Genomic DNA, 12,689 nt, shown 5'->3' on the forward strand with positions numbered 1-12,689 from the left:
GTAATTAGAGAATGTTTCTCCCCTCTGGAGCCTGAGCCAGCGCTGACCGAGGCAGCTACCCCCACCTCAGAGGGTGAAGCTGCATCCTATCGCCTTTTCTCACGTTCTTACCCAGCCAGAAGGAGGAGCCACCCTAATGAGCGAGCAAGAAACTCAGAGGCAGTCTTCTCAGCAGGAGAGCGCAGAGCGGAGCCAGCCGGAATTGACCTACTCCTTGGGAGCCACGCCCGGCACCACCTACCCTTTCAATGCTGAAGATGAGGCCGAGCTGACCCGCCTGGCCCATCAGGATCAATTGATCACTGCCGGGATGGGCGGTCTTCTGCCTGAAGGGCTAATGTTGCCCAAGGGGGGCAGGGTCCTTGATCTCGCCTGCGGCCCTGGCGGCTGGGCCATTGCAGTCGCTGCCGCCTTCCCCACGGTTGAGGTGGTTGGCGTTGATCTCAGCGCACGCGCCGTCGCCTGGGCCACCGCTCGCGCCAGGGAGTGCGGCCTCAACAATGTACGTTTCCAGACCATGAACATCATGGAGGCCCTGACCTTCCCCGACGCTACTTTCGACCTCATCAACGGGCGCTTCATGGCCAGCTTCATGCTTCCAGCCGCCTGGCCGCGTCTGCTCGCCGAGTGCCTCCGTCTGCTTAAGCCGGGTGGCACGATTCGTCTGACCGAGACCGAGGGGCCGCTGACCAACAGTCCGGCCTTTGAACAACTCATGGCTCTGGCCACCCAAGGCCTCAAGAAGGCCGGCCAGAGTTTCTCACCCGACGGTCGACATGGCGGCATGACCCCCGTGCTGGCGCGTCTTCTCCGTCAAGCCGGCTTTCAGGACGTACGCCTACGGGCCAGCGCTATCGAGTGGTCCTATGGCACCCCAGCCCATGACAGTGTCTTCCAGGATGCCATCATGACGCTAGAGCTGGGCCGCTCCTTTTACTTCAGACTGGGACTGGCCAGCGAGACCGAACTGGCGCGGCTCTACCAGCAGGCCATCGCCGAGATGCAACAGGAAGATTTCTGCGGCCTCTGGACCATGCTGACTGCCTGGGGACGCAAGCCCGCGGAGCCGCAGTCGGCCTCATCCCAGGCTGGCGCCTCTTGACTGCAGCCGGCGGGCCAGCTAGCCCGCCTGACAGAGCAGCCCCTGCGGGCCGCAAAGCCTGCCGCCTGCCCCCCTTACGGCTCTCCATCCTGGATATAGCGCGCCCGCAGCTCGGCTTTCAAGACCTTGCCCATGGCGTTGCGTGGCAGCGCCTCCGCAAAGACGATCTGCTTGGGGATCTTGTAGCGAGCCAGGCGCTCGCCGCAGAAGGCTAGCAGCTCCTCAGCGCGCAGGCCACCCGGTACACGTGGCACGACAATCGCTAGCCCGACCTCGCCCCAGCGCGGGTCGGGCCTGCCGATCACTGCCGCCTCGGCAACGCCCGGATGAGCAAGCAGCACCGCCTCTACTTCGGCAGGATAGACATTCTCGCCACCCGAAATAAAGAGATCCTTCTTGCGCCCCACAATATAGTAGTAGCCCTCCTCATCACAGCGCGCCAGATCACCCGTATGCCACCAGCCGCCGCGCGTGGCCTCCGCCGTCTCCTGCGGACGCCGCCAGTAGCCCGAGCAGACATGCGGCCCTGCCAGTACTAGCTCGCCGACCTCACCTGGGGCGACGTCTCGATCCTGCTCGTCAACAATGCGCGCCCGCGAATGGAAGACCGGGCGCCCAACTGAGCCGGCTTTGCGCAGCGCATCCTCGGGCGCCAGACTGAAACAGTTCACTCCAACCTCGGTCAGACCATACCCCTGACGCAGCAGGACCCCCCGTTCGCCATAGCCACGAATGATCGGCAGAGGGCAGGAAGAGCCTCCCGTCACGCAGAAGCGCAGCGAAGAGAGGTCCGTGGTGGCGAAAGCTGGATGCTCCAGCAGCATCTGAAAGACGGTCGGCACCGCAAAGACCACCGTGCAGCGCTCGCGCTCAATGGTGCTCAGGATTAGCGCCGGATCAGAGGAGCGCAAGAGCACTACTGTGCCCCCACAGTGGTAGAGAGGCGTTGTCAGTACATTCAGACCGCCGGCATGGAAAAATGGGGCAAAGGTCGGCGTGATATCGTCGTCGCGCAGCCCCCAGCTAATTTGAGTATTAATGGCGTTCCAGGTCAGCATACGATGCGAAAGTAAGGCCCCCTTGGGTACGCCTGTCGTGCCGGAGGTATAGAGGATCAGGACCGGCTCCTCGCCATCGGTGCTGCGAAAGGGGCGCGTCCGCTCCGCTAGCCGCTGATCATCTCCAGGAAAGGCCGCAAAAGAGAGCAAGCGCGGTGCCGGGCCTGGCGCTGTGCCGGCAGTCGCCAGAGCATTCACCAGCTCGCTGGCTCGCTGACTATGAGCCTCGTCATGCAGCAGGAGACACGGTTCGCAGTCGCTCAGAATGGTTACAAGCTCGTGTCGTGTCAGGCGCCAGTTGAGCGGCACGAGCATGGCCCCCAGCAGCGCCACCGCAAAGAGAGCATCCAGATACTCGGGCGCGTTGTGGGCCAGCACCGCTACACGCTCGCCTAGCCTAACGCCGTAGTCTTCGCTGAGCAGCGTCGCTAGCGCTCGTGCTCTCCCATTGAGCACACGATAGCTCAGCCGCGCCCCGCTCTCAACATCAACCAGGCCGATTTTCTCAGGCGTCAGTTGGGCACGACGCTCCAGCCATTCGCCTAGACCAAGAAAGGTCTTTTCCATCCAGAACCTCCTCATAGAGGGGCATCTCATAGCTCGCCTCAACGCAAGCTACGCTGCGGCTACCAAGGTTCTTCACCGCTATGCTAAAATATGATATGTGAATCATCTATCATATCGCTAACTGTACCCGAGGCGCGACCAAAAATCAAGCCGGCAGGCGCCAACAAGGCCCCCGGGTCCTTCGCCTCCTCTGTCTGCCTCCGTACCAAAAGCAAGGAAGCATCAGAGCGACGGCACAGAGCGATAACGGAGCAGCACAGACATCGTTCAACATAGGACCATGTTGAGCCAGCAAAACGATCCTGAGTCAGGAGGAGCAGGAAAAAGCGCATGACAGACGAAGCAGCCCAGCCGACAACGTTAGAGCACAACCATACCCCCTCTGCCAAAGAGGGGTCGGCGCACCCCACCAGGGAGAAAGATAGCTCAAGCTCAGGCCTCTCACGTGGCGAAATGACGCGCCAACGCATCTTAGAGGCCGCCGAAGCGGTCTTCGGCGAGCAGGGGTACTACGAGGCCAGTATCTCCGAGATCACGCGGCGGGCCGGCGTTGCCCAAGGCACTTTCTACATCTATTTCCGCACGAAGCGTGAGATCTTTGTTGAGCTGGTGAAAGACCTGGGGCGGCGCCTGCGCGAGGCTTCCGCGGCGGCCACTGCTGGCCTCACCAATCGTCTGGAGATTGAAAGGCAGGGGTTCGCCGCCTTCTTCCGCTTTGCTGCCGCCCATCGCAGCGTCTACCGCATCGTTGAAGAAGCCGGGCGCGTGGCCCCCGAGGCCGCTCAAGAATACTACCAGAGCATCTGCCGGGGCTACATGCGCGGCCTGCGTGCTGCAATGGAGGCTGGCGAGATCCGCCAGATGGACCCGGAGGCCCTGGCCTATGCGCTCATGGGCATCGGTCATTTTCTAGCCCTGCGCTGGATCATCTGGCCCCAAACGTCCGCTGCGTCCACTGCCGAAGCCGCGTCGAGTGAGGCCGCTGGCCAGAGCGCAGGCGACCAGAGCACCACAGAGCAGGTGCTCCCTCCCCAGGTCTTCGCGACGCTCATGGACTTTATCGCCCACGGTCTGGCCCCTACCTCGGGAGCTGATCCTACCCCCGTGGCCTCCAGCCCTAGCGGCCAGACAGGTCCGCTCTCGCCAGTAGAGCCAGCCCCGCAACCGGCGCAGGACGCCAGTCCTGCCGAGCCACACTCCTGATCGACTGCAGTCCGGCCTGGACGGCGTGCCGTGCCTTGCTACGCCTTCCTCGACTACTGCGCCGTCCAGCCGCAGTCGATCACCTGAGCGCTGCCCGTGATACCCGCCGCCGCCTCGCTGCAGAGATAGCTCACCAACTGGGCCACCTCCTCCGGCTCTAGCAGGCGGCGAATGGCGCTGCGCGCCGTCATGACTTCTGCCACGACGCGCTCTTCAGGGATGCCATGCTGACGCGCCAGGTCGGGAATCTGGCCCTCAACCAGTGGCGTGCGTACATAAGATGGACAGACAGCATTGCAGGTGACGCCGTGGGGTGCCCCCTCCAAGGCTGTCACGCGCGTCAGGCCGAGCAGACCGTGTTTGGCGCTGACATAGGCCGCCTTGAGGGCTGAGGCCCGCAGCGCGTGCACCGAGGCGATATTGACGATGCGCCCCCAGCCACGTTCATACATGCCAGGCAGCACCGCCCGTGTCAGCAGGAAGGGAGCCGTTAACATCAGATCGATCATCTGGCGCCACTTTTCGACCGGGAACTGCTCCAGTGGCGCCACATGCTGGAAGCCGGCATTGTTGACGAGAATATCAATGCGCCCCTCGGCGGCCAGTGTCTCGGCCACCAGGCGCTCAATATCATCCTGGCGCGTCAAGTCTGCCGCCACAAAGCGTGCACCGGGCAGCGTCGCCACCACCTCCTCGCCGCGCGCCGCGTTCACATCACACAGAGTCACGCGCACACCGCGCCCGGCCAGATCCCGCGCAATGGCCAATCCAATGCCCGAAGCCGCACCGGTCACCAGGGCTACTTTGCCAGTCAAACCTTGCATCAGCCGTTTCCTCCTTCCTCTTCTGCTCCGTTGGAGATAGCTGGCCCCCCACTCACAAGGGAGACCTGCCCAGTGCCTGCATCCTCAGGTGCTTCCGCGCTGGCTTCCCCACCCAGGTAGAGCTGCTGGATGATAGGATTGGCCGCCAGCTCAGCCGGTCGGCCTTGCAAGACAAGGCTGCCACTCTGCAGCACGTAGGCCAGATTGGCGACTTTGAGCGCTTTTCGCGCGTTCTGCTCGACCAGCAGCATGGTCAGGCCCTCCTGGCGATTGAGGCGTAGCAGAACGGCCAGCACGCTTTCGACGATGGCCGGCGCCAGTCCCTGAGACAGCTCATCGATGAGCAGCAGGCGGGGCTGCCCCATCAGAGCGCGTCCAATGGCCAACATCTGGCCCTCGCCGCCACTCAGGCTGGCCGCTGGCAGCGACAGCCGCGCTTTGAGAGCTGGGAAATAGGCAAGCACGCGCTCGATGTCGGACTCGATAGCGGCCCGTCCGCGTCGCCCAAAGGCCCCCATCAAGAGATTCTCGCGCACACTCAGGGAGGGGAACAACTCGCGTCCTTCGGGCACCAGAGCCAGCCCCAGGCGTACCCGGCGCTCAACGCCGGCGCGCTGGATCTCCTGATCGGCGAAGAGAATGCGCCCGCTGCGCGTCGGCAACAGGCCCATCAGGGTGCGCATCAGGGTGGTCTTGCCGGCGCCATTGGCTCCCAGCAGGGCCACCAGGCTCCCAGCCGGTACCTCCAACGAGATGCCATGCAGGATCTCTAGCGGCCCATAGCCGGCATGCAGGCCCTCAACGCGCAGCATGATCGCTCACCTCCTGTTCTAACAGAGGACTGGCCTCCTCCTCGCGTCCGAGGTAGGCCTCCAGGACCGCCGGCTCACGTAGCACCGTTGTTGGCTCGCCCTCGGTCAGCTTACGCCCGTAGTTGAGCACGCAGACGCGCTGCGCTACCGCCTGGACCACATGCATGTTATGCTCAATCAAAAGCAGCGTTAAACCAAGGTCTGTGCACCAGCGCCGCAGGTGCTCAACCAGGACCGTGACCTCGCGCATGGGCACGCCCGCCGCTGGCTCATCCAGGAGAAGCAGGCGCGGCTCCCCCGCCAAAGCCCGCGCGACACCGACCAGCTTCTGCAGACCCGCCGGGAGCGTTGCCACGACGCGGTTGGCGTATGGCTCCAGTCCAAGCCAGGCCAGGATTTCGCGTGCTCGCTGGCGCGCTTGTGCATCTTCACGCTTGGCCGGGCCAAAGGGCAACAGCCCCTGAAAGAGGCCAGCCCGCAGATGGGCATGACGCCCGATCAGCAGATTCTCCAGGACAGTCAGGCTGGCAAAAAGCTGTCCATTTTGAAAGGTGCGCCCGATGCCCAAAGCCGCCCGACGCTCAGGTCCGAGAGCCAGCAGATCCCGCCCTGCAAAGCGGATACTACCGGCCGCAGGACGCACAAAACCGCTGATACAATTGAGGACCGTCGTTTTGCCGGCGCCGTTAGGACCGACCAGCGCCAAAATCTCGCCCTCGACGATATCCAGGTCCAGCCCGGCCACCGCCAGCAGGCCGCCAAAGCGCACGTTCAGCCCACGCACCTCCAACAGGACATTGCGCGCCTGCCCGGTCTGCGGGGACGTAGCTTGCGCCTCATGGTCCATAGCTTTCTCCCTCCTCGCTTGCGTGGACGAATGGGCGCCGAGCAAAGATAGCGCTCAGACCGCCGGGGAAGAAAATCAGGGCCAGCAACAGCAGCACGCCGTAGATGCCCGTGGTCAGCATGGCAATCGGGAGCTGCAGCGGTCCCAGGGCCAGCGGATCGGGCAGCTCGCCCAGCAGCAAGGGGACCAGGCCCACAAAGAGCGCCCCCAAGAGCGAACCGAGCAGCGAGCCGGGGCCACCGACGACGATCATCGTCAGGAAAGCAATGGTTTGCTCGACGCTGGACATACTCGCCGTGGCTGTTGTCCCCCAGGTCGCATAGAGCACGCCCGCCAGGCCGGTCAGCACTGCACTAACCACGAACGCCAGCAGCTTGTAGCGCGTCAGGGCCACGCCACAGGCCGCCGCTGCGACCTCGCTGTCGCGTAAGGCAATCCAGGCCCGCCCCACGCGCGAGCGCAGTAAGTGGAAGGCGCCGACAAAGATCAGGACTACTACGGCCAGAACACAGTAGTAGAGGCTGCGATCATCGCCCAAGACCTCGGGCAGGGCCGTTAGCTCGTAGCTCTGGCGCCCGGCGCTGGTATCCCAGAGGGTGAGCAGGGAGCCGGTCAAGACGACCAGGCCCAGGGTAGCGATGGCCAGATAGGCCCCGGAGACGCTGAGAGCTGGCCCACCAACCAGCAGCCCAAGGAGAGCGCAGGCCACTAGAGCGACCAGCACCGCCAGCCAGTAGGGCTGCTGCAGATCACTGCTCAGCCAGGCCAGGAGATAGGCGCTGATGCCAAAAAAGGCGGCATTGCCTAACGACGGCTGGGCTGCATAGCCGGTGAGCAGGTTTTGCGCCAGAGCGGCAAGGGCCAGGATCAGAATCAGTGTCACACGATGGAGCTGGAAATCGGCCCCATCGCCAAAGAGGGCTTCGAAGAGGAATGGCAGGCCGCTCAGCGTCAGAAGGAGCAACACCAGCCCCGCCAGCCACCTCCAGTCGCTACCTGCAGCAGCGGCAAAGGCTGAGCCGCTCTCTGCTCCTAGCACCGACCCGGGAGAGGCGGGCGACGAGGAGCGACTGTTTCCGAGCGCAAGGATATGTCTTTTCATCGCTGACTTCTCTCTCCATTGGCCTTTTTAGACGCGCCGCAGTGCCGCCCCACCAAAGAGGCCACGGGGACGTAGCAGCAGCAAGAGGACGAAGCCGGCAAAGATCAAGGTCTGACGAATGCCCGGGTCGCCCAGGTCCAGGGTGCCCAGGCTGTGACCAGCCAGCAGCAAGGCCAGGACGTTATCGGCCAGGCCCACCACCAGGCCACCCACTACGGCCCCTGCCAGGCGATCGAGACCACCCAGCACGGCGCCGATAAAGGCCAGCAAGAGCACCGGGTCCATGAACTGCACATCGATCACCGTCTGCCGCGCAGCGATGAGCACACCTGCAATGGCCGCCAGCAGGCTCGCCAGCATCCAGGCGAACAAGAAGATCAGCCCGACCGGGATGCCCATCAGCCGCGCCGCCTCGAGACTATCAGCGGTCGCCCGCATGGCGATGCCCAGACGGGTGCGTTGTAGAAAGAGCTGCAAGAGGCCAAGCAGGAGAGCAGTCGTCAGGAGCGCCAGGCCATCAGCCAGCGAAAGGTAGAGGCCGCCCAAGCGCAGCGCCTGACCCTCGAACGGCGTCGGGAAATGCACGGGCGAGGTGAGCTGTGGCCAGAGGGCCTGGACGACGGTCTGCAGCACCAGAGCCAGGGCCAGCGTGGCAATGGCCTTGGTGAGAATAGGGGCCGCCAGTAGCGGGCGCGCAAAGCCGCGCTCGACCACGGCTCCGAGCAGCAGCGCAAAGAGCAGACTCAACAGCAGAGCCTGCCAGAAAGGCAAGTGCGGCCCCGTGAGTAATACGTAGAGAAAACAGGTTACCGTGGCTGCCAGGGCGCCGTAAGCGAAGTTCAGTACGCCAGTCGTGCGATAGATCAGCACAATGCCCAGCGCTAACAGGCCATAGAGACTGCCGGTGACCAACCCCGACAGCAGTATCTGGAGCAGTGCAAGCACAAGGGCGCCTCCTCTCTTGCAAGCCCAATGACAGCCACCGCGTCGGACCGCTGGCCCCCACGGCACTCAGCTCCGCGCGGGACCCAGCGGTCAGCGAGCGCGATATTGGCTGTCAGCCAGTCATTCAGTCAGGCCAGGGGCGAAACGCTGTCAGACCCCTCGATAACGGCAGAGCCTAGGGCCAGACGGCGCTTGCCTTGATGAACGGGCTGACGGGCGTGAGCTGTCCCTGTTTGATCTGGAAGAACATAAAGTCGCTCACGCCTCCGTGGCGTTCCGGCGTCCAGGTCAGGGTTGGCCCGAAACCGGTGTCGTAGTTCACAAAACCGTGGTCAAGGGCGTCGCGCAGGCTGGCACGCGTGGGATTGCTGCCGGCCTTGCGCAGGGCATCGACCATGATCTTGGCATTGATGTAACCGTAGAACTTATAGGCGCTGAAAACGGGATCGCTGCGCGTGGCTTGAAGATATTGCTGTGCAACGGGCGTATCCATGCTGGTATAGCCGCTGACGTAGATGCCTTCTCCAGTGGCTCCGAGGACTTTGGCCCAGGAGTTGTCAGCCATCGGGTAGTTGGCCAGGTAGCCCAGGCGCGGACGATAGCCCTGGGCGGCGGCGGTAGCGACGAAGCGCGCCGTGGGACTGGGCAGACCGTTGAGGACGATCAGGTCGGGCGCGGCCGCTTTGAGCGTCTGGAAGGCCGCCGAAAAGTCGGTCTGGGTGGCGTTGTAGCCGACGGCGGCCACGAGCTTGCTGCCGTATTTCTGAAGCGCCTCGCTCAGGGTGCTCTTCTGCTGCAGGCCTAAGACATCGTCTTCATAGAGGAGGGCAACGCTGCGCGCCTTGAGGGTGGTGGCAACGTAGTAGCCAATAACGTGCCCTTCATCGCCATAGTTAGGCTGCGTCATCCAGACCCAGGGTAAGGCCTTGCCATTCTGGTCGGTGTATTTGGAGCCGCCGCCAATGGGATCAATAAAAGGAATGCCGCGCGGGACCGTGTAGCTCTCGGCGACGTTGGCATTGCCGGAGCCGCAGACCTGGAAGATGGCGAAGACATGGTCTTGCTCGACAAGCTGGCGCACCGCGTCGCGCGTGCGCGTGGAGTCGCCATTGTCACTGACCTGTATAAATTTGATCTTGCGCCCGTTAACGCCGCCAGAGGCGTTAATCTGGCTGAAATAAAGCTGGTCCCCTTGAAGAATGGGGCTGCAGATCACCTTGATAGGCCCAGTGGTGTCGAGTACTCCTCCGATGGTAATGGTGTCGGCACTGACTCCGGGCGCGCTGGAGCTGCTCCCGCTGCCGCCGCCCGTACTGCCGCAGGCGCTTAAGAGTAGCAGCAGTACGATCGAGAGGCACAGGCCCAGGCGGGGGGCGCCGCTCCTTCTTCGTTCTGCTGGGGCTGGTGCTCTCAGAAGCCTCATGGTCTCGCTTTCCTCCTTCCGCTGGTGACAGCCTCGTCGCCTGGCAGCCACACCTGAGCTGCGCTGGCTGCACGCGGCTTGCGCTGTGGCCGGCTGATGAATCATGAGTCACTCATCATATGACACATGATTCATGTATCATGATAGTCAGAAAAGCGCCGTTGTCAAGGGGGAATTCTCCACCGCCTGCCCCTTGACAGGATCAGTCCGGATATGATACATGAATCATGTGTCATACTCGCCCCTCCGGTTAGCCGAGGCAGGCCCGACTCGCGAGGGAGGGCCAGCGTCACTGACGAGCTGGTTAGCGCCCGAGTGGCTCGGGGCTGGCCGGAGGTGGCGAGTTCAGGATGGTGGCCGTGGGGCGCCATCCTGTCCAGACAACCTGTTTGAGCGTATAGGAGGTCTGCCAGCAGATAGGCTGCGGCCTCGCGATGCCATGAAGGCATCCATCAGGCAAGCAAGGGAGACTGCCGTATGTCAGCCACTCTACCCCGTGTTTCTCTTCCTCGTTCCTGCTCGCTGCTCAACAGTCTCGTCGTGCTTCTGCTCAGCAGCCTTTGGGTTCTGCCGACGCCGGCGGCCCATGCCGGTGGTGGCACCTTTGTCCAGTATCTCTACAGTGGACCGACGGGGAGCCGGCCTTACTACGTCTACACTCCCGCTGGCTATCATGTTGGCACTGCGGTCCCCCTGGTTGTCATGCTGCACGGCTGCACCCAGACGCCCGCCGATTTCGCCGCCGGTACGCAGATGAATGCGCTCGCTGATCAGCAGCAGTTCATTGTGGTCTATCCTCAACAGACCAGCCTCTATAACAGCTACGCCTGTTGGAACTGGTTCCTACCAGGCAACCAGGTGCGTGGCTCGGGAGAGCCGGCCATTATCGCCGGTATTGTTCAGGCGGTGGAGCAGAACACGGCTCGCTGGACCATTGATCGTCGGCGGGTCTACGTAGCTGGCCTCTCAGCCGGGGCAGCTATGAGTGTGATCATGGGCGCGACCTATCCTGATCTATTCGCGGCCATTGGCGTGGCCTCTGGTCTCGAATACGGAGCGGCCACCTCGGCCTACAGCGCGCCGCTGGCCCAGCTCTATGGCGGCCCTGATCCGCAGCAGCAGGGCCAGCTTGCCTATCAGGCGATGGGCAGTCGGGCGCGGGTGGTGCCGACCATTATCTTCCACGGCCAGAGCGACTATGTGGTCTATCCGATCAATGGTGATCAGGTGGTACAGCAGTGGATGATGACTGACCGCCTTGCTTCAGGCGGCAGCTACACTGCCAGCTTTGACAGTCCAGCGAGCAGCCGTAGCGGCCAGGTGCCTGGCGGCCATGCCTACACGGTGCAGACATGGAACGATAGCAGTGGGAGAGAGATCCAGGAATATTGGAAAGTCTACGGCATGGGCCATGCCTGGTCGGGCGGCAGCAGCAGCGGCAGCTACACTGATCCGGCTGGGCCCAGCGCCACTAATGCGCTGTATACCTTCTTTTTGAATCATCCCCTGGCATAATCGCGAGCCTTTTTCCCGCGTCCTGGTCCCTGCTTAGCCGCTCTCGCTCAGCGAGAGCGTCGAGAGCAGTGACGGCGGACTGACGGAGCGATCCGAGCGGCGCGGCGCTTTTGTCCGTCGCGACCACCCGGACCGCTCCGATGGCAGGATCAGAAGATGGGGAAGAGCGGTACTGGCCGCTCTTCCCGCCCTGAGCAAACCAGAGGACAAGAGAGCAATCGGAACCTAACCAGTAGCTTGGACAGGGAGTCTGCTTGTTGGTCCGTGAAACGGCCAGCCAGCCGGGCGTTATATTAGGCTAGGTGCTGGTTTCTGCGTGGGCGGGCGCGCCGGCAGAGGCCTGGCTCAGGAGGAAACGGCGCAGGCGGCGTCGAATGCGAGCCGGCAGAAATTCGCGCTCGGCACGTTCGAAACGCGGCGTCAGCACCATCACGGCGACAGGATCATCGCCGAAGGAGCCATAGGGTCGGCAGGCACGTCCCGAGGCCACCAGCCGACGGCGATAATCCTTCTCTCGACGGCGCGCGATCGCCTTATAGATGGCCATCGTGGTGGGCTGGCTCTCTTCTGCGCTCCCCTGAACAGTGATCATTGCATCGAGCCTCCTCCAGGCATTCCTTATTATAATTAGAGGGCGACCACGGCTTGACGGACGTAGCCGCGACAGCAGGCCTGGCGGCGGAAGGCGCGGCGCTCAGCCAGGCTGCCGTAGAGGCGGGTGCGAATGGCAGCCCATTCCCAGCGCAGGGCCTCGTAGGCGGTGAAGGTCTGCGGATGGCGGGCGAAATAGTCGGCCAGCTCGCGGGCCTGCTCCAGGTAGCCGTTCAAGATCAGGGCCTCCAACGACTTCACCACAAAGCCCCCGCGTGCCCAGTGCCAGGTTCCGTCACTGAGCATCAGCTCAGGGTGCCACCAGACCTCGAGCGTGAGACGGGCCAGCTCAGCAGCGGCCTGGGGCCTGGTCAACAGGGCGAGCTGCAGGCGGAGCTGAGCCAGATCGCCATCATGCAGGAGCGTGCCGCGGAGCTTGTGCGCCAGGCTGTGGGCTGTCTCCAACATGGGGGTATCGTGGTGCTGACGGGCATATTCGCCGCAGAGGACCGCCAGATAGGCGACGGGGACCTCGGCATAGGGAGAGGCAGAGCGCCGGGCCAGCTCAGAGGCCGCCTGCGTCAGGCGCAGGGCCTCAACCAGCCTGCCGCTGCGTTCGGCCAGCGTCGCCGCTCGCATCAGCAGGCGCGCCTGACACTCGTCTTTATCCAGCGCCAGGACCACGGTCGGATCGTCACAG

At 63.3% G+C, this 12,689-nt stretch carries 12 protein-coding genes; 3 read left to right on the plus strand and 9 right to left on the minus strand.

Annotated features, from left to right (window positions below; genetic code table 11):
• Positions 1 to 136: 136 nt before the first annotated feature.
• Positions 137 to 1,102: a class I SAM-dependent methyltransferase gene (locus IRZ24_RS02810; protein WP_297160327.1), complete on the plus strand. Its 966-nt coding sequence runs from the start codon at positions 137 to 139 to the stop codon at positions 1,100 to 1,102.
• Between the two features lie 74 nt (positions 1,103 to 1,176).
• Here the strand turns inward: IRZ24_RS02810 and IRZ24_RS02815 are convergent, their stop codons facing one another.
• Complete coding sequence (locus IRZ24_RS02815; protein WP_297160329.1) at positions 1,177 to 2,727, minus strand: long-chain fatty acid--CoA ligase; 1,551 nt, start codon at positions 2,725 to 2,727, stop codon at positions 1,177 to 1,179.
• Positions 2,728 to 3,057: 330 nt separating this feature from the next.
• Between IRZ24_RS02815 and IRZ24_RS02820 the strand changes: the two genes are divergently transcribed.
• Entirely contained in the window at positions 3,058 to 3,930 is an 873-nt protein-coding gene (locus tag IRZ24_RS02820; RefSeq protein WP_297160331.1) for a TetR/AcrR family transcriptional regulator, read from the plus strand.
• 53 nt (positions 3,931 to 3,983) lie between these two features.
• Here the strand turns inward: IRZ24_RS02820 and IRZ24_RS02825 are convergent, their stop codons facing one another.
• The 6 genes from IRZ24_RS02825 to IRZ24_RS02850 form a co-directional block, all read right to left on the minus strand.
• Positions 3,984 to 4,754 carry a 3-hydroxybutyrate dehydrogenase gene (locus tag IRZ24_RS02825; RefSeq protein ID WP_297160333.1) on the minus strand — a complete coding sequence of 257 codons (771 nt, stop codon included), beginning with the start codon at positions 4,752 to 4,754 and terminating at the stop codon, positions 3,984 to 3,986.
• Entirely contained in the window at positions 4,754 to 5,566 is an 813-nt protein-coding gene (locus tag IRZ24_RS02830) for an ABC transporter ATP-binding protein (RefSeq protein ID WP_297160335.1), read from the minus strand. Before IRZ24_RS02830 ends, IRZ24_RS02825 begins: the two co-directional genes overlap by 1 nt.
• A complete protein-coding gene (locus tag IRZ24_RS02835) occupies positions 5,553 to 6,413 on the minus strand; it encodes an ABC transporter ATP-binding protein (RefSeq protein WP_297160336.1) in 861 nt (286 codons plus the stop codon). Before IRZ24_RS02835 ends, IRZ24_RS02830 begins: the two co-directional genes overlap by 14 nt.
• A complete protein-coding gene (locus IRZ24_RS02840) occupies positions 6,403 to 7,515 on the minus strand; it encodes a branched-chain amino acid ABC transporter permease (RefSeq protein ID WP_297160337.1) in 1,113 nt (370 codons plus the stop codon). The genes IRZ24_RS02835 and IRZ24_RS02840 overlap by 11 nt, the downstream gene beginning before the upstream one ends.
• Positions 7,516 to 7,542: 27 nt before the next feature.
• Positions 7,543 to 8,460, minus strand: a complete 918-nt coding sequence (locus IRZ24_RS02845; protein ID WP_297160339.1) for a branched-chain amino acid ABC transporter permease — start codon at positions 8,458 to 8,460, stop codon at positions 7,543 to 7,545.
• Positions 8,461 to 8,635: 175 nt separating this feature from the next.
• Positions 8,636 to 9,883 (minus strand): ABC transporter substrate-binding protein, encoded by a 1,248-nt coding sequence (locus IRZ24_RS02850; RefSeq protein ID WP_297160341.1) that lies wholly within the window; start codon positions 9,881 to 9,883, stop codon positions 8,636 to 8,638.
• Positions 9,884 to 10,360: 477 nt separating this feature from the next.
• Between IRZ24_RS02850 and IRZ24_RS02855 the strand changes: the two genes are divergently transcribed.
• A complete protein-coding gene (locus tag IRZ24_RS02855) occupies positions 10,361 to 11,398 on the plus strand; it encodes a PHB depolymerase family esterase (protein ID WP_297160342.1) in 1,038 nt (345 codons plus the stop codon).
• A 298-nt stretch (positions 11,399 to 11,696) separates the two neighbouring features.
• Here the strand turns inward: IRZ24_RS02855 and IRZ24_RS02860 are convergent, their stop codons facing one another.
• Both IRZ24_RS02860 and IRZ24_RS02865 read right to left on the minus strand, forming a co-directional pair.
• Positions 11,697 to 11,990, minus strand: a complete 294-nt coding sequence (locus tag IRZ24_RS02860; protein ID WP_297160343.1) for a hypothetical protein — start codon at positions 11,988 to 11,990, stop codon at positions 11,697 to 11,699.
• A 35-nt stretch (positions 11,991 to 12,025) separates the two neighbouring features.
• Positions 12,026 to 12,689, minus strand: a 664-nt coding sequence (locus IRZ24_RS02865; RefSeq protein WP_297160345.1) for a hypothetical protein, incomplete at its 5' end; no start/stop codon positions are given.

The sequence above is a fragment of the Thermogemmatispora sp. genome, from assembly GCF_019683755.1.
Taxonomy (GTDB): Bacteria; Chloroflexota; Ktedonobacteria; order Ktedonobacterales; family Ktedonobacteraceae; genus Thermogemmatispora.